This is a genomic window from Candidatus Thiodictyon syntrophicum, assembly GCF_002813775.1.
GTDB lineage: Bacteria > Pseudomonadota > Gammaproteobacteria > Chromatiales > Chromatiaceae > Thiodictyon > Thiodictyon syntrophicum.
Genome location: NZ_CP020370.1, coordinates 4,813,411 through 4,833,324, shown reverse-complemented (window position 1 = coordinate 4,833,324; position 19,914 = coordinate 4,813,411). Strand labels below are relative to the sequence as shown.

Below are 19,914 nucleotides of genomic sequence, written 5' to 3'. Positions count from 1 at the left end.
ACCTACACTCCTGCGGCGGAAGAGTTATCCACAGATGACACAGATGAACACAGATAAGAAAAGGAATGATCTTGGAGGATCGATGATTCGTTATCGGCCGCCGCCGCGCTGATTTCCTCATCTGTGTTAATCTGTGTCATCTGTGGATATTCTTCATCCGGCTGATCGGAAGAGTTGTCCACAGATGACACAGATGAACACAGATAAGAAAAAGAATGATCTTGGAGGATCGATGATTCATTATCAACTGCCGCCGCCTCGCTGATTTCTTCATCTGTGTTCATCTGTGTTATCTGTGGATATTCTTCATCCGGCTGATCGGAAGAGTTGTCCACAGATGACACAGATGAACACAGATAATAATAAGGAATGATCTTGGAGGATCGATGATTCGTTATCGGCCGCCGCCGCGCTGATTTCCTCATCTGTGTTAATCTGTGTCATCTATGGATATTCTTCATCCGGCTGATCGGAAGAGTTGTCCACAGATGACACAGATGAACACAGATAAGAAAAGAAATGATCTCGGAGGATCGATGATTCGTTATCGGCTGCGGCAGCCTCGCTGATTTCTTCATCTGTGTCAATCTGTGTCATCTGTGGACCATTCTTCATCCGGTGAATCTGTGGATCAGCTCACGAGCCTGAAGGCGCGGTAATAGGGTTTGTCCTGTAAGGTGCCGAACAGCCGCAGGGATTGACCGTCGTAGTCGCCGGGGTAGAACAGCACGAGCGGCGTGCTGCCCATGCGGTGGTGGAGATTGTTCAGCAGGTTGTGGGTGCGCAGCAAGGGGTAGGCTGCGCCGACTCCGGAGACGAGCACCAGGTCCTGTTGCGCGGGCTTGACCTCGGTGGCGAGCACGGCCGCCAGCTTGCCCGCGTCCAGCGGTGCGGCGAGCGCCTTGCGTAGCGCCGCATCACCTTGCTTCTGGTGGAGGGCCAGGGCCTTGTCATAAAACCCGCGGTCCTTCAGGTGGCGGATGATCAGGTCGAACAGGTTGATGTGCGTGAAGCGCAAGCTGGGCCGACGCTTGGGGATCTGGGTGAGGAGGAAGGCGAGGTGCCCGCGCACCTCCAACTCCCGTTCGGCGGGATAGTCGAAGGCGTAGAACGGGATCTCGTTGCCCAGGCCCTTGCCTTGGAGGAAGTCGTCGGCGGTGACGCGCTCCAGGATCTGGTCGAGACGTTGGTTGAAGACGCCGCTCATGCTTCGCCCTCAAGATGTCCACAGATGACACAGATGAACACAGATAAGAAAAACGAATTCTTAAAGGGTTGATTATTCGTCATCGATTGCCGAAGCCTCGCTGGTTTCTTCATCTGTGTTCATCTGTGGACAATTCCTGTTCTTCAACTCGCCCGGGGGTCAACCTCCATGCAGCGCAGGGCATAGTCCCGGCCGTGGGTCCTGAGGTAGCCCGCCACCGTCGGCGCGACCGTCAGGGGCCTCAGGGTCCGGGTGCGCGCGTCGGACAGGTAACCGGCCTCGGTCAGCATGCCGAAGACGCGGGTGCGCAGGCTGGTCAGGGTCCCGGCGGACCAGTCAGGTGTGCGGGGGTCGCGGGTGTGGCAGTCCTCGACATAGCGGTCCCAGTGCTGGGCCTTGAGCCGTTCCTCGAAGCGCCGGTAGAGGTCGCGGACGACCAGGTCCATAAAGTCTCCGACCAGGGGGGAGTAGGTGATGGTTGCGGCGAAGAGCGCCTGGGTCGCTACCGGCCTGTCGCCGTCACGTACCAGGCGCCATAAACCCTCAGTCATGGTCCGCAGCCGGGCGCGGATCAGCAGGGCCTTGGTCGATGCCGTGGTGGGCGAGCGCTTGCGCAGCAGGTTGTCCCCTTCGATGGCCTGCTTCCAGCCGGCCGCATCGACGCCCGCGAGCAGGAGCTCGGCCACGCGGCGGCTCTCCGGGACCATGAGTCCGCCCTTGGTGAAGTTGGCCTGGTAGCGTCCGTCATGGGTCACTTGGGAAACCTGATACCTCAGGTCCGCTGCTGCTGCTGCCGCATCGTGCCCATACCATCCGCCAGGGTCGCCAGCGCGTCCAGATCGAAGATCTCGATGTGCTTGCGCTCCACTCCCAGGAGGCGGTCGTCCTGGAAGCGGGTAAAGATGCGGCTCACCGTCTCCACCGCGAGCCCCAGATAGTTGCCGATCTCGTGGCGCGACATGCTCAGATAAAAATCGGTCGGCGACAGCCCGCGCCGTTGCAGCCGCTTGGACATGTCGAGCAGGAAGGCCGCCAGGCGTTCTTCCGCGTTCTTCTTGCCGAGCAGCAGGAGCATGTCGGTGTCGTGGCCGATCTCCTTGCTGAGCAGTCGGTAGAGGTGATGCTGGAGGCCGGGGATGATCGCCGTCAGTTGCGTCAGTAGCTGGAAGGGGACCTCGCAGATTGAGGAGGTTTCCAGCACCTTGGCGAAGCAACTGTGGGTGCGTCGGTCGATGGCGTCGAGTCCGATGACCTCACCCGGCAGGTGAAAGCCCAGCACCTGCTCGCCGCCTTCCGGACTGGGCGCGAAGCTCTTGAGCGAGCCGGTCTTGACCACGTAGAGCGAGCGGAAGCGATCACCGCTGCGAAACAGCAGGTCCCCGCGGTGCAGCGGCCGGGCGTGTTTGACGATATCTTCGAGCCGCTCCACGTCTTGGGGGCAGAGCCCCATGGGCAGACAGAGGGTTGAGAGCGAGCAACTCTTGCACGCAACCCGCATCGTCTCGATGGAAATGATGGTTGGTTGACTCAAGACGACATCCCCCGCTTTTCTCAATACTCTATATTGGGTCGATTCTTGATCTGGATCAAGTCACGGATGCCGCCGGGGGTGCGACGACGAAAAAAAAGGCCGCGCCCGGGGGGCGCGGCCTGGGGTGTCCCTCAGGACCTTGGACGTCTTACCTGGCTTCGCCGACCGGCGGGGCGGGCGGCGCCGGGGGTGCACCGTAGGGGGCAGTCGGGGCCCCGTAGCCATAGCCGGGGTAGCCGCCGCCGTAGGCGTTGGCCTGGGGCGCGTAACCAGGCGCTCCATAGCCGGGTGCTCCAGGGCCGTAGCCCGGCGCCCCGTTGCCCGGGTAGCCGCCGCCCGGGGCTGCATAACCCGGTGCGCCGTAACCGTAACCCGGTGCGGCGTAGCCCGGGTAGCCACCACCGTAGCCCGGGTAGCCGCCGTAACCGCGTCCGTCGCCGTAACCGCGCCCGTCGCCATAACCGCGACCGTTGCCGTAACCACGGCCGTTGCCGTTGCCGCGGCCGCTCATGTTCATGTTGAAATCACCGGAACCGTCGCCCAGCATGTCGTTCCACATGTCACCGACGCCGTTGCCGTTGCCGTTACCCCAGCCGTTGCCGCCGCCGGGGCCGCCCCAGGCCTGCGCGGGGTTGGCGGCAAAGACGGCGGTGCCGACGATGGCGGCGACGCTGATCAGCTTGGCAAAAGAATGCATTAGGATGGATGCTCCGCAGTGGGTTGTCGTTCAGATTGGGCAGCCAGCGTCGATCCACCGCGATCCTGCGTCGGCCGTGTGTCTCGCGTTTGCGAGGTCCTCGCCGACTATACGCGCGAACCCCTGACTTTGATAGGCAAACCGGTGTGCGCTCGGGTCCGGCAGGGGCCTTGGGTCGCCGACCGGCGCGTTGCCGCGTTGAGGGGGCGCGGCGAATTTGGTAGCGTGTCGGGCCAGCGGCCTTAAGTCCAGGAACCTGTCCTACCCCAGTGATCCCCTCATGACCCCCTCTAAGACTAAGTTCATCTTCATTACCGGCGGGGTGGTCTCGTCGCTCGGCAAGGGCATCGCGTCGGCTTCGCTGGCGGCCCTGCTGGAGGCGCGCGGGCTTGCGGTCACCATGATCAAGCTCGACCCCTACATCAACGTGGACCCGGGGACCATGAGCCCCTTCCAGCACGGCGAGGTCTATGTCACCGACGACGGCGCCGAGACCGACCTGGACCTGGGCCACTACGAGCGTTTTCTGCGCACCCGGATGGGGCGCAACAACAATTTCACCACCGGCCAGATCTACGACACGGTGATCCGCAAGGAACGCCGCGGCGACTACCTGGGCCGCACCGTGCAGGTCATCCCGCACATCACCGATGAGATCAAGGACAGCATCCGGCTCGGCGCCCAGGGTTCCGACATCGCGATGGTGGAGATCGGCGGGACCGTCGGCGACATCGAGTCGCTGCCCTTCCTGGAGGCGATCCGCCAGATGCGGGTGGAGTTGGGCCGCGAGAACGCGCTCTTCATGCACCTGACCCTGGTCCCCTATCTGCGCTGCGCCGGCGAGATCAAGACCAAGCCGACCCAGCACTCGGTCAAGGAGTTGCGCTCCATCGGCATCCAGCCCGATGTGCTCCTGTGCCGCTGCGAGACCGACCTGCCGGACGAGGAGCGGCGCAAGATCGCGCTCTTCACCAACGTGGCCGAGGATGCCGTCATCTCGGCGGTGGACGCGGACAATATCTACCGCATCCCGCGCCTGCTCCACGCCCAGGGGCTCGACGAACTGGTGGTCCGCCAGTTCCACCTGGAGGTGGGCGCGGCGGATCTGCGCGAGTGGGATCGAGTGCTCGCGGGCTTCGACCAACCCCAGGGACAGGTGCGGATCGGCATGGTCGGCAAATACATGCACCTGACCGAGGCCTACAAGTCACTGTCCGAGGCCCTGGCCCACGCCGGGGTGCACACGGGCACGCGGGTGGAGGTGGTGTATATCGACTCCCAGGAGATCGAGCAGGAGGGGCCCGGTCAGTTGGCCGGACTGGATGCGATTCTGGTCCCCGGCGGCTTCGGCGAGCGCGGCATCGAGGGCAAGATCCAGGCGGCGCGCTATGCCCGGGAGCACCGGGTGCCCTATCTCGGGATCTGTCTGGGGATGCAGGTGGCGGTGATCGGTTACGCCCGGGACCTGGCCGGGTTGGAGGGCGCCCACAGCACCGAGTTCGATCGCCAGACCCCGCACCCGGTGATCGCCCTGATTACCGAGTGGCGCGACGAGCAGGGGCAGCTCGAGACCCGCAGCGAGGGGTCTGACTTAGGCGGCACCATGCGCCTGGGCGGACAGAACTGCCGGCTGGAGCCGGGGAGCCTGGCGCGCGCCGTCTATGGCAGTGCCCAGGTCCGCGAGCGTCACCGCCATCGCTACGAGTTCAACAACCGCTACCTGAACCTGATGAAGGACGCGGGGATGCGCTTCTCCGGGTGGTCGCTCGACAACCGGCTGGTGGAGATCATCGAGATCCCGGATCATCCCTGGTTCATCGCCTGCCAGTTCCACCCGGAGTTCACCTCCACGCCGCGTGACGGGCACCCGCTCTTCTGCGGCTTCATCCGCGCGGCGCTGGAGCATCAGGCCGGGGGCGGGGCCGGGCCTGCACCGGCACCGGTCGCGGGGGCCACGCCATGATCCCGCTCGGGGGCTTCATGCCGCTCGCGGGCTTCGAGGTTGGGCTCGACCGGCCCCTGTTCCTGATCGCCGGGCCCTGCGTGATCGAGGGCGAGACCCTGGCGCAGGAGACGGCCGGGACCTTGAAGGAAATCACGGACGCGCTCGGTATCCCCTTTATCTATAAGTCTTCCTTCGACAAGGCCAACCGCTCGTCCGCCGGCAGCTTCCGCGGGCCCGGGCTGGAGGCGGGGCTCAAAATCCTGGAATCGGTGCGTGCGCGCTGCGGTGTCCCGATCCTCACCGACGTGCACGAGGACACGCCGCTCAACGAGGTGGCGGCGGTGGTCGATGTCCTCCAGACCCCGGCCTTCCTCTGCCGCCAGACCAATTTCATCCAGGCCGTGGCGGCGCTGGGACTGCCGGTCAACATCAAGAAGGGCCAGTTCCTCGCCCCCTGGGACATGCGCAACGTCGTGGACAAGGCGCGCGCCACCGGCAACGACCGGATCATGGTGTGCGAGCGCGGGGTTTCCTTCGGCTATAACAACCTGATCTCGGACATGCGCTCCTTGGCGGTGATGCGCGCCACCGGCTGCCCGGTGGTCTTCGATGCCACCCATTCGGTGCAGTTGCCGGGGGGGCAGGGGGACCGCTCGGGCGGGCAGCGCGAGTTCGTCCCGGTGCTGGCGCGCGCGGCGGTGGCCGCGGGAGTGGCCGGCGTCTTCATGGAGACGCACCCGCGCCCGGATCAGGCCATGAGCGACGGCCCCAACGCCTGGCCCTTGGGCCAGATGCGTGACCTGCTCGCCACCCTGGTCGCGATCGACCGACTGGTCAAGTCCGCTCCTTTCGCCGAAGATGCGATTACATGATAATAAATGGTCAGGATTGACAGGATTTCGCAGGCCTTTCCGATCCTGGGTCCTGCCCAGTAATCCTAAAATCCACAGATGAACACAGATGAACACAAATTTTCTTTGAATTGTCATGCGCTTATCGCTGATGTCACAATCACCGGCAAGGTGAGCCCCCGGCCAAGCGTAAGTCAATGAATCATCTGTGATAATCTGTGTTCATCTGTGGATAACTGCTCTTTCTAGGGTCATCATCCTGTAAAGCTTGAAAAATTCTGTTAATCCTATCTAATTTCCAGCCTGTGAAGGTGCCCTCCGCTGCGCTGACGATGTTCCCGATTCGTTACCCTTGTTAACCTTATAACTGACCAAGAGAGAGCCACCATGTCCGAAATCGTCGATGTCCGTGCCCGTGAAGTCCTGGATTCCCGCGGCAACCCCACCGTGGAGGCCGACGTCATCACCGCCGACGGCGCCATCGGCCGCGCCATCGTCCCCTCCGGGGCCTCCACCGGCTCGCGCGAGGCGCTGGAGATGCGCGACGGTGACAAGGGCCGCTACGGCGGCAAGGGCGTGCTTAAGGCCGTCGGGCGCATCGAGGGCGAGATCAAGGACGCCGTGGTCGGCATGGAGGTGACCGAGCAGGGCGCGATCGACCGCACCATGATCGAACTGGACGGCACCGAGAATAAGTCCCGGCTCGGCGCCAATGCGCTCCTGGGGGTCTCGCTCGCCGCCGCCCATGCCGCCGCCCAAGAGCGCGCCCTGCCGCTCTATCGCTCGCTCAGCGCCGGCCCCTACCGGCTGCCGGTGCCGATGATGAACATCATCAACGGCGGTCAGCACGCCGACAACAGCGTCGACTTCCAGGAGTTCATGATCCTGCCGGTGGGCGCCCCGAGCATCCGCGAGGCGGTGCGTTACGGTGCCGAGGTCTTCCATGCCCTGAAATCGGTGCTCAAGGCCCGCGGGCTCGCCACCTCCGTCGGCGACGAGGGCGGCTTCGCCCCCGACCTGCCCTCAAATGTGGCCGCGGTGGAGGCGATCCTGGAGGCGATCGGCAAGACCGGCTTCACGGCGGGCAAGGACATCTGGATCGGCCTGGACGTGGCCGCCTCCGAGTTCTACAAGGACGGCGTCTACGACCTGGAAGGCGAGGGCGTCAAGCTCGACTCCGACGGCGTGATCGCCATGCTGGAGGGCTGGGTCAACCAGTACCCCATCCTGACCATCGAGGACGGCCTGGCCGAGGGCGATTGGGACGGCTGGAAGCGCCTGACCGAGCGGCTCGGGGACCGCATTCAGATCGTCGGTGACGACCTCTTCGTCACCAACACCAAGATCCTGAAGCAAGGCATCGACCGCGGTATCGCCAACTCCATCCTGATCAAGGTCAACCAGATCGGCACCCTGACCGAGACCATGGAGGCGATCGCCATGGCCCATGCCGCCGGCTACACCGCGGTGGTCTCCCACCGCTCCGGCGAGACCGAGGACACGACCATTGCCGATCTGGTGGTCGCCACCGCCGCCGGTCAGATCAAGACCGGCTCCCTGTCGCGCTCCGACCGCGTCGCCAAGTACAACCAGTTGATGCGCATTGAGGACCAGTTGGGCGACGAGGCCGTCTATGCCGGCCGCAATGCCTTCCGCTGGCTCTGAGGCCGACGCACCGCCGGCCGGTACCCTCCGGTCGGCGGTCAGTGCCCTGCCGCTCCCGTCCATGCGCCTGCTGATCCTCGTACTGATCGTGCTGCTCGCGGCACTCCAATACCGGCTCTGGGTCGGACCGGGGAGCCGTGCGGACCTGCACGGGCTGAATCTGGAGATCGTCGCCCAGAAGGCCGAGCTTGAGCGGCTGCGCACCCGCAACCAGGAACTCCAGGCGGAGGTCGAGGACCTGCGCTCCGGTGAGGCCGCCCTAGAGGAGCGGGCGCGCGACGAACTGGGCATGATCAAGGGCGGTGAGGCCTTCATCCAGGTCATCGAGCGCTCCCCGCTCCCCGCGGTCCCGGCCCCGCCCGATACCGAGCCTGCGACACCGGCACCACGCCACAAGAAAAGCAGTCCGGCCGGACCGAAGAAAGAGCCGCCAGCCCGCGAAGAACGCCAATGAACACGAATGACTGATCAGCGTTTCTGGGCCGTGCTCCCGGCGGCCGGTGTCGGCCGCCGTCTGGGTGCCGCCATCCCCAAACAATACCTGGACCTGGCCGGTCGCCCGGTCATCGACTGGACCCTGGCCCCCTTCATTGAGGACGCGCGCATCAGTGGCGTCTGGGTCGCCCTGGGCGCGGAGGACGGCTTCTGGCCCGCGACCGCCTATGCCGATCACCCCAAGGTGCGGCGGGTGGCGGGCGGCGCCGAGCGCTGTCACTCCGTGATGAACGCCCTGGAGGCCCTGGCCGCGGAGGCCGATCCGGCCGACTGGGTGCTGGTCCACGACGCCGCCCGTCCCTGTCTGCGCCGGGCCGATCTCGACCGGCTGATCACCGAACTGGCCGCCGACCCGGTGGGCGGCATCCTCGCCGTGCCGGTGCGCGACACCATGAAGGGCGCCGATGCCGCCGGGCGCATCCGCTGTACCCTGGACCGTACGACCCTGTGGCACGCCTACACCCCCCAGATGTTCCGCCTGGGCGCCCTGCGCGCGGCGCTGCAGGACGCCATCGCGGCCGGGGATCTCGTGACCGATGACGCCGGCGCCATGGAGCGCATGGGGCTCGCCCCGCGCCTCATCGAGGGACATGCGGACAATCTCAAGATCACCAGGGCCGAGGACCTTCCGCTCGCCCGCTTCTATCTCGACACACAGGCATCCTCATGCTGATCGGCCAGGGTTTCGACGTCCACCGCTTCGCCCCCGGGCGCCCCCTGATCCTGTGCGGGGTAACGGTCCCCCACGACCAGGGACTGGTCGCCCACTCCGACGGCGATGTCGCCATCCATGCACTGTGCGACGCCCTGCTGGGGGCCGCGGGCCTGGGCGACATCGGTCACCACTTCCCCGACACCGATGCCGCCTACGCCGGGATCGACAGCCGCATCCTGCTGCGCCGTGTCCTGGAGAGCCTGACCGGGCTCGGGCTCAAGGTCCACAACGCCGATGTGACCATCGTCGCCGAGCGCCCCAAGATGGCCCCCCATATCGCCGCCATGCGCGCCCTGCTCGCCGCGGATCTGCGCTGTGACCCGGCGCGCGTCAACGTCAAGGCCACCACCACCGAGCGGCTGGGGTTCACCGGGCGCGGGGAGGGGATTGCAGCCTGCGCCGTGGTTCTGTTGGAGGAAGGAAGGCCGAAAGATGATTAGCCGCAAATGAACGCAAACAAACGCAAATGAAGAGATGACGCACCCGACTGGACCGACCTGGAGCCCCTTCCACGCCCTCCCGCGCGCCCACGGCGCCCCCCTGGGCACCGGCCGCCTGCGGGTCGAACCCGCAGACTTTGAAGTCGAGGAGGTCTTGGGCTTCCCGCCGGACGGTGACGGCGACCACCTCCTGCTCTGGGTGCGCAAGACCGACCAGAACACCGAATGGGTCGCTGGCCGACTCGCCGCGACCGCTGGGGTCGACCCGAAGGATTTGGGCTACGCCGGGCTCAAGGACCGCCGCGCCGTCACCAGCCAGTGGTTCTCCCTGCCGCGCCCGCGCGAGCGCGAACCCGACTGGTCCGCCCTGGCCGTCGAGGGCATCGAGGTCCTGGCGGTCCACCCCCACCGCCGCAAACTGCGCCGCGGCGCCCTGGCCGGCAACCGCTTCCGTATCCGGGTGCGCAACTGGGCGCCTGACCCGGACCGACTCGCCGAGCGGATCACCGCCATCCGCACCCTGGGCGTCCCCAACTACTTCGGCGAACAGCGTTTCGGCCGCAACGGCGCCAACCTGGCCCGCGCCGACGCCCTCTTTCACGGCGCCATCCGCCGCCCCTCGCGCCACCAGCAGGGCCTCTGGCTCTCCGCCGCCCGCTCCCAGGTCTTCAACCAGGTCCTGGCCGCACGCCTGACCCGCGGCGACTGGGACCGGCCGCTCCCCGGGGATTGTCTCAACCTGGACGGCAGCCACTCCTGGTTTCCCGCCGACACCATCGACGACACCCTGCGCGGGCGCACCGCCCGCCTGGACCTGCACCCCACCGGCCCCCTCTGGGGCCGCGGCGACCCGCCCAGCCAAGGCGAGGTCCGCGCCCTGGAGGACGCCGTGGCCGCCGCCCACCCTGGCTGGCCCGCCGGCCTCGCCCGCTTCGGCCTGGAGCAGGACCGCCGGGCCCTGCGGTTGCTGGTGCCGGACCTGGGTTGGGATCTGACCGACCGCGGCTGCGAGTTGGCCTTTGAGCTCCCGGCCGGGGCCTACGCGACCGCCGTTCTGCGCGAACTGATGGACTGGGGGCAGGCCGGCGAAGACTGATATGTTCACCCGCTTCATAGCAATCTGCTATATTTAGGGTAAATGCATATCATCACTCAGCGCCGTATCGCCGACGCGGCCCGCGAACATCCGGAGTGCGCGGGGGCCTTGGACCATTGGTACCGGATCGCAAGGCGCGCCCAGGTTCTGAATTTCAGCCAGTTGCGTCACCTGTTTCCGGGGGTCGACAAGGTCGGTGACCTGTTCGTGTTCAACATCGGCGGCAACAAGCTCAGACTGATCGCCGCCATCCACTTCAATCGGCAGAAGGTCTTTGTGCGTGCGGTGTTGACCCACGCCGAGTACGATCAAGGGGGTTGGCAGTCATGAACCGAGTCGAAGAGGCCATCGCCCACTGGCCCTACGTGGCGCCCCTACTGCGCCCGCCGAGCACCGATGGCGAGTACCTGGAGGTGGTCAAGACCCTGGACGCGGTGCTGGATGCCGGCGGCGCGGACGAGTCGCACCCGCTCGCCGCCCTCGCCCAGCAGATCGGCGAGACCGTTGCCGAATGGGAGCGTCGGGACCCGATGCCCGAGTCGGCCGACGGCGCCGCCATGCTGCGGCACCTGATGGACGTGCACGGCCTGCGCCAGTCCGACCTGCCCGAGATCGGCGCCCAGAGCGTGGTCAGCGCCATCCTGGCGGGTCGGCGCAGCCTGAATGTCCGGCAGGTCAAGGCACTGGCTGCGCGCTTCGGCATCCCGGCGGCCAACTTCCTGTAACCGGGCGGCGCGGCAGCGGTCTTGATCATCGTGCCGGCCGGGCGCGCTCAGGAACTCGTCCGTATCGGCGATGTCTTCGGCGACCCCCAACTCCTGGCCCGCTACTACTTCAAGCCTACTGCCAGCACCACAACCCCGCCGACCGCCGTGAGGACCAGGAGCCCATGGCCCAGGTCCGCCAGCCGGCCTTCGAGGTCATCGATGCCTTCCTGAAGGGCGATTTCGCGCCCCTCGGGGACGGGCGCACCCAGTTGTTCATCCTCTCCGATGCCGGGATGGGCAAGACCTCGCTCCTCATGATGATCCGGCTCATGCACCTGACGGCCTTCTGGCCGAAGGGCTACGACTGTCGCTTGCTCAAGCTCGGCTCGGACACCCTGGAAACGGTGCGCGCCCAGCCCAACCAGGCGCGCACGGTCCTGCTGCTCGATGCCTTGGACGAGGACCCGACCGCCTGGAGCCGCATCGAGGGGCGGCTCACCGAGATCCTGGACGCCACCAGGAACTACCGCCGGGTCATCCTCTCCTGCCGGACCCAGTTCTTCCCTGAGACCGCCGCCGATGCCTTCGGCCGCCCGGGGCGGGTCCAGGTCGGCGGCTATACCTGCCCGATGGTCTTCCTCTCGCTCTTCGACGACGACCAGGTGGATGCCTATCTGCGCCGACGTTTCCCGGACACCCTGGGTCAGCGGCTCCTGGCGCGCGACAATCCGATGCGGCTGCGCGCCGCCGCGGTGGTCCGCTCCATGGAGTCGCTGCGCTTCCGGCCGTTGTTGCTAGCGCATATCCAGGACATCATGGAGGCGGGCGTGACTGGGACAGCTACACCCTCTACGAGGTCCTGGTAGACCGTTGGCTGGCGCGGGAGGAGGTCAAGCTGCGCGGCCAACTGGACAACGCACCGGGCAAGGCGACGCTATGGCGCATCTGCGCCGCGGTGGCGGGTCACCTGCAGGGGAGCGGCAATCGGCTGCTTCGGCCAGCCGAATTGTTGGATTTTCGCGATCGGCTTGTCGACGCTTCAGCCGCGACGAGGCCACGGCACCTTGCCAGATCGCGTCGCGGCTGAAGCTGCTCCCACCGGGTCCCGGCCTGACTCTTAAGGTAACGTTTCGGCCCCGACCGCGCACGATCTGTAGGCTGGGTAGGGCGCAGCGAAACCCAGCAGGCAAGGCTTCAGGCACGCGCAACCGATGGGTTTCGCTGCGCTCTACCCATCCTACAGGACTACCTGCACCGTCTCGGGGCTCGGTAGCGAGGGCGAAGGCATCAGCCTGCGACCCCAGTCGGCAGCCGACTGCCATTAAGTTGAGCGCCGCAGCCCAAGCGCCTGGAGTCCAAGGCTTCAGCCGTGGAGCGCGCCAAGTCTGGTTTCAGGGGTGGATGGACCCAACAAGACGGATTTTGTTGCACTGCACAAGATTTTGTTGTACTATATTAGAGAATGCTGTTTTTCTTATCGAGAAGTACTCATGGCAACCATCCGTAAACCGATCCAGGGCCAGCCGTTCAACGACGTGCTGAACGAACTGCATGCGCACGCGATCACCGGCGTGCCGGACGAGTCGGACCCCTTCGTCCTGGACGAATTGGAGCGCGAGTATATCGCCTACGCCCTTGCCCTCTATTATCAGTGCGACCACTGCCAGGTGCACCATAGCCACGCGATCGAGCGTCTGCGGGTGCAAGGGGTGACGCCGCAGTGGAACTGGCGCGAGGAGTTCCTCAAGACCATCCTGTTCCTGCGCACCGATCGCCGCGATATCTCCGACGCCGAGTGGGCCGGATGGCTCAAGGCCTGGCGCAGCTTCGCGGTCCATATTCATTATCGGCACCCCGGTCTCGCCTGCTATGTGGCCTACGCGATCGGCATTGCCCGCCATGACGAGGCGCTGATGGAACTGGCCTTCGGCTCGATCAGTTCCAGCAATGAAGACCATGATGAACTGCTGGGGGTGGTGCGCGACATCGACCGCCTCGTCGTCTTTATGAAGGCGGCGACATCCAAGAATCGGACCGACCCGATAATTCGTTCCCAACTGCGCACGCGCGGGATCGCGGTCTGACCTGCCTTTTTCGGCATGGGCCTGTCCATGTCCAACAGCGGCTATATCGGGTATGCCTTGGTCGGTCAACTCTTCGGTGCCGAGGCCCTGATCGCGGTGGCCATGACCATGATGGTGGAGATCCTGCTGATCATGCCCCTGACGCTGATCCTGGCGGAGTTCAACGCCCAGGGCCGCCATGGCGGGGTGCTGCGCCCGCTGCGCAACGTCGCGCTCCTGGTGGTGAAGAATCCGATCCTGCTGGCCATCGCGGCCGGTCTGCTGTGCGCCTGGCTGGGGGTGACCCTGCCCAGGATGCTCGGGCGCACCATCGACCTGCTGGCCGCCTCCGCGGCGGCCGTCGCCCTGTTCGCGGTCGGCGGGAGCCTGGCCGGGGAGCGTCTGCACCGCGGCCTGGGCGCGGCGGCGGGCATCGCGCTGGGCAAGCTGATCGTCCACCCGCTCGCGGTCCTTCTCATGCTCGCCCTGGTCCCGCCATTCGACCCCACGCTGACCCAGGCCGCACTGGTCATCGCGGGCCTGCCGATGGTGACGATCTTTCCCTTGCTCGCCCAGCGCTATGGGCAGGGCGAGCAGTGCGCCTCGGCGCTCCTGGTGACCACGCTCCTGTCCTTTGTGACACTGAACCTGGGCCTCTGGGCACTGGGCATTGGTGCCGGCCACCCCGGCTCGCCATAGCGCGTAACTCAAGCGAGTATTCCGGCACCCCCTGATGACTGACCGGGCCGCGGCGCCGGGTGATGGCAAGGACCATCAGCCAGGCCGACCGGTCGGCCCTCAGAGTCCGGCGCCGCGCCCCGGGACCTGGTCGTTGTAACGCTCCAGCAGATAGCCCAGGCAGTCCTGGCGGATGATCGTGAGGTCGTGGGTGAGCATCGCGGGCATCACGGGGCGGCGCAGCCGGACTTCGCCGTCTTCGTGGTGAAAGTACCGGCTCGCGACATCCCGTCCGCCCTCGTCGAGCACCTGCAGGCCAACCCCGAGTGATGGGTCGCGCAGCCGCGCGAAGGCGGTCCCGCGCGGCAGTTCCCGGAAGTTGAAGCGCTCGAGGTCCGGATCGAGCACCAGGTCGGCCTCCGCCGGCGGGAAACCCAGGCTCAGGTCGGGCGGGACGAACATCCGGGCGACGGTATGGAAGAGGTCGATGTCCTGGGGCGCCACCGGATGGTCGGTAATCGCCGCCAGGTGCAGGGCGGCGTCCACTAAGGCCCGCGCGCGCGCCACCCCGGCCGCCTCGCCCACCTTGCCGCACTCCAGCGTCACCGTCGGGCACAGGTCCGCGAAGGCGAGCGACTGCACCCCGGTGGGGCCGGTGAAATAGACCACGGTGCGGGCGAACAGGGTCGCCAGTTGCAGGGACCGGCTGTCCAACCGATCGACACAGGCGTAGTGTGGATTAGCCCCGGTGTTGTTGTGCAGGTCGATGCCGGCGAAGACCCCGCGTTCGGTCATGCGCGCGAGCACCGTGGCCGCCAGTTGCGTCTCTGCGCACTGGGGCAGTTCGCCCCCGGGCCAGATCCGGTTGTAGTCCGGCTGCCCCGGCAGGTGGCGCAGGCCCTGGGCGGCCGCCGCCACGTTGCCGATGAAGAGGCTCAAGCTGCGCGGCAGTCGCGGCTCGCCGAAGCGCGCGATGCGCTCGGCGAGCAGCACGCGCACCGCGTCCCAGCCCACCGTCTCGTTGCCGTGCAGCAGCACCGAGACGAAGAGGGGCGGTTGCCGCCCCCCGGGCAGGTGGATCAGGGTCGGGCCGCCGAGTGCGCCGGCCAGGTCGCGGCTGTCGGTCGCAAGCAGGCCGGCGGGGAGTTGGTCGAGTTCCTGGAGCATGGTCGTCTCAAATACTAAAAGTAATGTAACGGGGGGTCAAGGGCAAGGCCCCAGCTGGCCGCCGGTAAGGCGTCGGTTCAATTCGTCGAGCCGCTGCGGGGTGCCGATGTCAAACCAGTCGCCCCGATAGAGGTGCCCGCCCGCCTGGCCCTGGTCCATGGCCCGGCGCAGCAGTGGGGCCAGGGGAAAGGCCCCGGGCGCGCAGCCCGTGAACAGTTCCGGGCGGTAGAGCCCGATGCCGCTGAAGGTGTAACGCGGCTCGCCGTCCCGGCGGACCCGGTCGCCGTCCAGGGCAAAGTCCCCCGCGGGGTGTTGGGGTGGATTCGCGACCAGCACCAGGTGGGCCAAGTCGCCCTCGGGCAGGTCCAGGTCCATGAAGGGGAAATCGGTCCAGATGTCGGCGTTGACGACCAAGAAGGGGCCGGGGCCGAGCAGCGGCAGGGCCTTGAAGATGCCGCCGCCGGTCTCCAGCGCCCGGCCCTCGCCTTCCGGGGAGTAATGCAAGGTCACGCCCCACTGGGCGCCGTCCCCCAGCGCGGCCTCGATCTGCTCGCCCAGGTGCGCGTGGTTGATCACGACCTCGCGCACCCCGGCCGCCGCCAGCCGCTCGATGTGGTACTGGATCAGCGGCTTGCCGCCGACCGGCAGCAGGGGCTTGGGCACTCGGTCGGTCAGGGGGCGCATGCGGTTGCCGCGTCCGGCGGCGAGGATCATGGCGCGCATCGGGGAGTCCGGGGCTGGGTTCACGAATGACGCAAGTGTACCGGGCTTTGCGGTCCCCGACGCGGCTGAAGCCGCTCCCACCGGGGCCCCGCCTGACCTGTGCGGCACCGCGCCGGTCCTGGCCCCCGGTTGCAGTCGGCGCAGAAGTCGTGGCTGTGGGGGGAGATTAAACCGATGCGGAACCGGCTCCCGGCCACGCGGAAATAGCGCGCCGGGCCGCCGGTGGTCTCGGTGGTGGGGATCAGCTCCCAGTGGGGTTGCAGGTCACGGCGGATGGCGTCGCTCGGGTAACAGACCGCGGCCCGGTCCTGGTCGCCCGGCTCCCCCAGCGGCATCTCCTGCGCCTTGACTTAGGCTCCGAAGGGGCGTGAGATACCAGCCCGGGGTAACCCCTGAGGTGATGCCCGGTTCGAGATGGAGTATTGGTTTGAAAAGTGCCCTATTCGTCGATTTCGACTGGAACGGCATGGGTAGTTTCCGCAGGTTCCTCGATTCGTTGAACATCGGACCGCTGAAGGTCGACTGGAACGGGTCGGGTGGCCGCATTTACGACCCGCGCCGACATGCGCTTGTCAGCGATCGAGACAATAAGGCAGGTGGCAATGGCACCTCGGTTTTCGACTGGGGCACGGATCGCGATCTTCTTCCGCTTGCTACCCAGATCCACGATGTCACCAGCGTGCCCCTGCTGAGTCCGGCCGATTACCGTGTGCTGTTCAAACTAATCGCATCCGACTTGGTTAAACACCCCTTTGATCTCAAGGGAACCGGCAAGCGGGTTCGCGACAATATTCGCGCACTCGGCCATTCCGTGAGTCGAGTGGAGGTCAACTGGGTACTGCGCGGACTGCTGTTGCGGGGACACGAATTCGGCACGGGTGAGGATGACGCACGGACGCTGAGTCGAAAGACGATCGACAACGTACAGGCGCTGTGCCTGCGTGAACAAATACTGATCGATCAGACGACCGAGGCCGCCATCAGGCGGTGGCTTGACTGTGGTTTGTAAGGCGGAGGCAAGCGATGAGGACGACACCGACGGACGCGGGACTGCTACTGGGGGCGCTGCTTCTGGGGCCGGGCGGTGCCGCGCAAGCGACGCTGGTCAATGTTTGCGTCTTTGCGTGAAACAATTACTTCTGCCAGGTTGAGCCGATCCGCGGCGCCCCGATCAGCCCCGATTCGCCAGAAAGACCACGACGACGCCGCCCATGATCAGGGCGCCGCCGACGAGGGTCAGGGTGTTGATCTGGTTCTGCCGAAAGAAGAGCCAGGCGAAGAGGGCGACGAAGATCGGGTAGGAGATCTCGATCAGCGAGGCCAGCGTGGCGTTCTTCTCGCCGATGGCCATGTAGATCAGCAGGGTGCCGGCGGCGGAACTGATCAGGGCGAGCGCGAACCAGGGCCAGTCCGACCCCAGTGCCCGCAGCTCGCCCGTCAGGTCGCCCAGTCTCCCGCCCGCCGCCAGCGCGAGTGCGCCCGCGATGGCCCCGAAGCAGGCGTAATAGAAGAAGAACGTGAGCGGCGCCATGCCATGCTCGATTACGCGCCCGCTTGAGGCGTAGCTCAAACCCCAGATGACGGACGCCGCTACTGCATACAGGATCCACATCGCTGGCCACCATTCGAGTCCAGGCTCGGAGTCTACGACGGCCGCACGCGCCGGACAAGGCGACCAGGGTTGCGGAAACCCGCGGCGGGCGGACGCCGTAGGGCGCTCCGCCATCGGTGCCTCAGGGTCGCGAGGAGATCAGGCCGCGGGCCGCTCGGTGCCGAGTTCCTCCGCCCAACACCCGGTCGGTGGTCCCAGCACCAGGTCGGGTCCCTCAAAGCGGACCAGATAAAGGGTGCGCTCCGGGTCCTCCTCCAGGTGCCCGATCTTGAGGATGACGCCGCGTGTCCCGGGGGCGGCGATCAGGGCGTCCGCCGCCAGGTCCGGGATGCCCCCGTCGTTGACGATGGCGGCGGCGGCATAGACCAGGTCGCCGGGGTTGAGTTGATCGAGGGTCGGTTGGTCGAGCGTCATGGGGGCTTGCTCCCTTTTTTGGCAGGCGCAGTGGTTGGCTGGGCGGGTCTGTCGGTAATCCGACCAAAATACTGCGCAGGGCTGTGGCAGAGCCGACAAGCCCGGCGGCAGTGGGTTATGAGATCTTCAACAACAATGACATACAGTCTCTTCACTGCATGGCATGGGGATTGCTTTTTTCCTCCTCAACAGCGAAGCAAGACTCAAGCCATTTGGAGCATCCGACCATGTTGACCCTGACCCCCAGCGCCCTGAAGGCCGTCAGCCGTTTCATCAAGGGGTCCGCTGACCCGGTCGCCGGGCTGCGCATCTCAGTCACCGGCGGCGGCTGTTCCGGCCTGCAATATGCTGTGGCCCTGGAGGGGGCGGCGCGCGCCGACGACGCGATCGTCGAGTGCGGGCCGGTGAAGGTCTTCGTCGACCCCGCCAGCGCGCCGATGCTGGACGGCGTCACCGTCGACTTCAGGGACAGCATGGAGGGTAACGGCTTCCGATTCGAGAATCCCAATGCCGCCCAAAGCTGCGGCTGCGGCAAGTCGTTCAGTGCTTGATCCTGAGAATCCACAGATGGACACAGATGGACACAGATTTCTTTCGGATTGTCATGCGCTTATCGTCATTGTCGCAAGCACCGGCAAGCTGAGTCCCTGGCCAAGCATAAGTCAATGAATTATCTGTGATAATCTGTGTTCATCTGTGGATAACTCCTCTTTCTGGGCTGCCGGAGCACCCCGCTACCTGAGGTCGCGCCGTTAAGTACCGCGAAGCGCAGATCATTACTTCATTTCCCCGGAGACACGCCATGTGGGATTACTCGGAAAAGGTCAAAGACCACTTTTTCAGCCCCCGTAACGCCGGTGCCCTGGCGGACGCTAACGCCGTGGGGGACGTGGGGTCCCTGTCCTGCGGGGACGCCTTGCGGCTCTCACTCAAGGTCGATCCCGAGACGCTGGTCATCAAAGACGCCGGCTTCCAGACCTTCGGCTGCGGCTCGGCGATTGCCTCGAGTTCCGCGCTGACCGAGATCGTCAAGGGGATGACCATTGATCAGGCGCTCAAGGTCAGCAACCAGGACATCGCGGACTATCTCGACGGCCTGCCCCCGGAGAAGATGCACTGCTCGGTGATGGGGCGCGAGGCGCTCCAGGCGGCGGTCGCCAACTTCCGCGGTGAGGTCTGGAAGGACGACCATGAGGAAGGCGCGCTGGTGTGCAAGTGTTTTGCGGTCGATGCGGTCCTGATCGAGGAGACCATCCGCGCCAATGGGCTCTCAAGCGTCGAGGAGGTCACGAACTACACCAAGGCCGGCGGCGGCTGTTCCGCCTGTCATGAGGGGGTGGAGGAGATCCTGACCCGGGTGCTCAAGGACCAGGGCCGCACCTTCGACCCCACCGGCGCCCCGCCGCCCGCGGCCAAGCGCCCCAAGCTCGGCACCCTGCAGCGCATCCGCCGCATCGAGAGCGCCATCGAGGCGATCCGTCCCAACCTCAAGCGCGACCGCGGCGACGTGGAGCTGGTAGAGATCGACGGCAAGAACATCTATGTGAACATGACCGGCGCCTGTGCCGGCTGCCAGATGGCCTCCACCACCATCGAGGGGATACAGCAGCGTATCGTCGAGGACCTGGGTGAATTCGTGCGCGTCCTGCCGGCGAGCGCGATGCGGGCGCGGGCCTAAGCGCGACTGTACCGTCACCAGGGCAAAGGGGCCGGGGGAGAAATACGAAACGAGTATTGTCCGCAAATGAACGCAAATGAACGCAAATGGGAGAATGGCTTGATGGCGGGGCCAGCGTCAGCCTGAAGGCGAGCGGCGCTCCTCGTTCCAGTCTATCATCGCCGGAGATCAAGCTTCTTATTTGCGTTCATTTGCGTTCATTTGCGGACGAATTCTTCTTCCTGGCTTGT

25 protein-coding genes are annotated in these 19,914 nt (G+C 65.7%); 15 read left to right on the top strand and 10 right to left on the bottom strand.

All coding sequences use genetic code 11. The features are described from left to right. Nucleotides 1–2 precede the first annotated feature (2 nt). The 5 genes from THSYN_RS34180 to THSYN_RS20395 all read right to left on the bottom strand — a co-directional run bounded on the left by THSYN_RS34180 (nucleotide 3) and on the right by THSYN_RS20395 (nucleotide 3,435). Nucleotides 3–284, bottom strand: coding sequence for a hypothetical protein (locus THSYN_RS34180; RefSeq protein ID WP_157817814.1), 282 nt, complete (start codon nucleotides 282–284; stop codon nucleotides 3–5). A gap of 347 nt (nucleotides 285–631) precedes the next feature. Further along, the gene (locus THSYN_RS20410) at nucleotides 632–1,207 is read right to left on the bottom strand and encodes a DUF1788 domain-containing protein (protein WP_100920746.1); all 576 of its coding nucleotides are present in this window, start codon (nucleotides 1,205–1,207) and stop codon (nucleotides 632–634) included. 143 nt (nucleotides 1,208–1,350) lie between these two features. Further along, nucleotides 1,351–1,962, bottom strand: a complete 612-nt coding sequence (locus tag THSYN_RS20405; protein ID WP_100920745.1) for a DUF1819 family protein — start codon at nucleotides 1,960–1,962, stop codon at nucleotides 1,351–1,353. A gap of 17 nt (nucleotides 1,963–1,979) precedes the next feature. Next, nucleotides 1,980–2,738, bottom strand: a complete 759-nt coding sequence (gene fnr, locus THSYN_RS20400; RefSeq protein ID WP_100920744.1) for a fumarate/nitrate reduction transcriptional regulator Fnr — start codon at nucleotides 2,736–2,738, stop codon at nucleotides 1,980–1,982. Between the two features lie 148 nt (nucleotides 2,739–2,886). After that, complete coding sequence (locus tag THSYN_RS20395; RefSeq protein ID WP_100920743.1) at nucleotides 2,887–3,435, bottom strand: sulfur globule family protein; 549 nt, start codon at nucleotides 3,433–3,435, stop codon at nucleotides 2,887–2,889. Nucleotides 3,436–3,715: 280 nt separating this feature from the next. Between THSYN_RS20395 and THSYN_RS20390 the strand changes: the two genes are divergently transcribed. The 12 genes from THSYN_RS20390 (at nucleotide 3,716) to THSYN_RS20335 (ending at nucleotide 14,111) form a co-directional block, all read left to right on the top strand. After that, the gene (locus THSYN_RS20390) at nucleotides 3,716–5,398 is read left to right on the top strand and encodes a CTP synthase (protein ID WP_100920742.1); all 1,683 of its coding nucleotides are present in this window, start codon (nucleotides 3,716–3,718) and stop codon (nucleotides 5,396–5,398) included. A gap of 17 nt (nucleotides 5,399–5,415) precedes the next feature. After that, the gene (gene kdsA / locus THSYN_RS20385; RefSeq protein ID WP_100922512.1) at nucleotides 5,416–6,252 is read left to right on the top strand and encodes a 3-deoxy-8-phosphooctulonate synthase; all 837 of its coding nucleotides are present in this window, start codon (nucleotides 5,416–5,418) and stop codon (nucleotides 6,250–6,252) included. Nucleotides 6,253–6,618: 366 nt separating this feature from the next. Beyond that, nucleotides 6,619–7,896 (top strand): phosphopyruvate hydratase, encoded by a 1,278-nt coding sequence (eno, locus tag THSYN_RS20380; RefSeq protein ID WP_100920741.1) that lies wholly within the window; start codon nucleotides 6,619–6,621, stop codon nucleotides 7,894–7,896. Beyond that, on the top strand, nucleotides 7,877–8,350 hold the full coding sequence (gene ftsB / locus THSYN_RS20375; protein ID WP_335582466.1) for a cell division protein FtsB: 474 nt from the start codon (nucleotides 7,877–7,879) through the stop codon (nucleotides 8,348–8,350). Before eno ends, ftsB begins: the two co-directional genes overlap by 20 nt. Nucleotides 8,351–8,356: 6 nt before the next feature. Continuing rightward, the gene (gene ispD, locus THSYN_RS20370; protein WP_100920740.1) at nucleotides 8,357–9,064 is read left to right on the top strand and encodes a 2-C-methyl-D-erythritol 4-phosphate cytidylyltransferase; all 708 of its coding nucleotides are present in this window, start codon (nucleotides 8,357–8,359) and stop codon (nucleotides 9,062–9,064) included. After that, on the top strand, nucleotides 9,058–9,546 hold the full coding sequence (gene ispF, locus THSYN_RS20365; protein ID WP_100920739.1) for a 2-C-methyl-D-erythritol 2,4-cyclodiphosphate synthase: 489 nt from the start codon (nucleotides 9,058–9,060) through the stop codon (nucleotides 9,544–9,546). The genes ispD and ispF overlap by 7 nt, the downstream gene beginning before the upstream one ends. A 34-nt stretch (nucleotides 9,547–9,580) precedes the next feature. Continuing rightward, on the top strand, nucleotides 9,581–10,642 hold the full coding sequence (gene truD, locus THSYN_RS20360) for a tRNA pseudouridine(13) synthase TruD (RefSeq protein ID WP_100920738.1): 1,062 nt from the start codon (nucleotides 9,581–9,583) through the stop codon (nucleotides 10,640–10,642). 42 nt (nucleotides 10,643–10,684) lie between these two features. Beyond that, complete coding sequence (locus THSYN_RS20355; protein ID WP_100920737.1) at nucleotides 10,685–10,972, top strand: type II toxin-antitoxin system HigB family toxin; 288 nt, start codon at nucleotides 10,685–10,687, stop codon at nucleotides 10,970–10,972. Continuing rightward, entirely contained in the window at nucleotides 10,969–11,367 is a 399-nt protein-coding gene (locus THSYN_RS36060; protein ID WP_100920736.1) for a helix-turn-helix domain-containing protein, read from the top strand. The genes THSYN_RS20355 and THSYN_RS36060 overlap by 4 nt, the downstream gene beginning before the upstream one ends. 164 nt (nucleotides 11,368–11,531) lie before the next feature. Then, the gene (locus THSYN_RS20345; protein WP_100920735.1) at nucleotides 11,532–12,215 is read left to right on the top strand and encodes a hypothetical protein; all 684 of its coding nucleotides are present in this window, start codon (nucleotides 11,532–11,534) and stop codon (nucleotides 12,213–12,215) included. A 624-nt stretch (nucleotides 12,216–12,839) separates the two neighbouring features. Continuing rightward, nucleotides 12,840–13,433 carry a hypothetical protein gene (locus THSYN_RS20340; RefSeq protein WP_100920734.1) on the top strand — a complete coding sequence of 198 codons (594 nt, stop codon included), beginning with the start codon at nucleotides 12,840–12,842 and terminating at the stop codon, nucleotides 13,431–13,433. A gap of 15 nt (nucleotides 13,434–13,448) precedes the next feature. Then, nucleotides 13,449–14,111 (top strand): AEC family transporter, encoded by a 663-nt coding sequence (locus THSYN_RS20335; RefSeq protein ID WP_100920733.1) that lies wholly within the window; start codon nucleotides 13,449–13,451, stop codon nucleotides 14,109–14,111. Nucleotides 14,112–14,210: 99 nt separating this feature from the next. Here the strand turns inward: THSYN_RS20335 and THSYN_RS20330 are convergent, their stop codons facing one another. The 3 genes from THSYN_RS20330 to THSYN_RS20320 are packed head-to-tail and all read right to left on the bottom strand — an operon-like array spanning nucleotide 14,211 to nucleotide 16,315. Then, on the bottom strand, nucleotides 14,211–15,257 hold the full coding sequence (locus THSYN_RS20330; RefSeq protein ID WP_100920732.1) for a M14 family metallopeptidase: 1,047 nt from the start codon (nucleotides 15,255–15,257) through the stop codon (nucleotides 14,211–14,213). Nucleotides 15,258–15,293: 36 nt separating this feature from the next. Continuing rightward, on the bottom strand, nucleotides 15,294–15,980 hold the full coding sequence (gene murU / locus THSYN_RS20325) for an N-acetylmuramate alpha-1-phosphate uridylyltransferase MurU (protein ID WP_100920731.1): 687 nt from the start codon (nucleotides 15,978–15,980) through the stop codon (nucleotides 15,294–15,296). 20 nt (nucleotides 15,981–16,000) lie between these two features. Then, nucleotides 16,001–16,315 carry a GTP 3',8-cyclase MoaA family protein gene (locus THSYN_RS20320; protein ID WP_100920730.1) on the bottom strand — a complete coding sequence of 105 codons (315 nt, stop codon included), beginning with the start codon at nucleotides 16,313–16,315 and terminating at the stop codon, nucleotides 16,001–16,003. Nucleotides 16,316–16,407: 92 nt separating this feature from the next. Between THSYN_RS20320 and THSYN_RS20315 the strand changes: the two genes are divergently transcribed. Further along, on the top strand, nucleotides 16,408–16,989 hold the full coding sequence (locus THSYN_RS20315; RefSeq protein ID WP_100920729.1) for a hypothetical protein: 582 nt from the start codon (nucleotides 16,408–16,410) through the stop codon (nucleotides 16,987–16,989). Between the two features lie 162 nt (nucleotides 16,990–17,151). Here the strand turns inward: THSYN_RS20315 and THSYN_RS20310 are convergent, their stop codons facing one another. Both THSYN_RS20310 and THSYN_RS20305 read right to left on the bottom strand, forming a co-directional pair. Beyond that, nucleotides 17,152–17,592 (bottom strand): EamA family transporter, encoded by a 441-nt coding sequence (locus tag THSYN_RS20310; RefSeq protein WP_157817813.1) that lies wholly within the window; start codon nucleotides 17,590–17,592, stop codon nucleotides 17,152–17,154. A gap of 138 nt (nucleotides 17,593–17,730) precedes the next feature. Then, nucleotides 17,731–18,006: a nitrogen fixation protein NifZ gene (locus THSYN_RS20305; RefSeq protein WP_100920727.1), complete on the bottom strand. Its 276-nt coding sequence runs from the start codon at nucleotides 18,004–18,006 to the stop codon at nucleotides 17,731–17,733. Between the two features lie 227 nt (nucleotides 18,007–18,233). Between THSYN_RS20305 and THSYN_RS20300 the strand changes: the two genes are divergently transcribed. Further along, nucleotides 18,234–18,557 (top strand): HesB/IscA family protein, encoded by a 324-nt coding sequence (locus THSYN_RS20300; protein WP_100920726.1) that lies wholly within the window; start codon nucleotides 18,234–18,236, stop codon nucleotides 18,555–18,557. Nucleotides 18,558–18,808: 251 nt separating this feature from the next. Next, nucleotides 18,809–19,684: a Fe-S cluster assembly protein NifU gene (gene nifU, locus THSYN_RS20295; RefSeq protein ID WP_100920725.1), complete on the top strand. Its 876-nt coding sequence runs from the start codon at nucleotides 18,809–18,811 to the stop codon at nucleotides 19,682–19,684. Nucleotides 19,685–19,914: the final 230 nt, after the last annotated feature.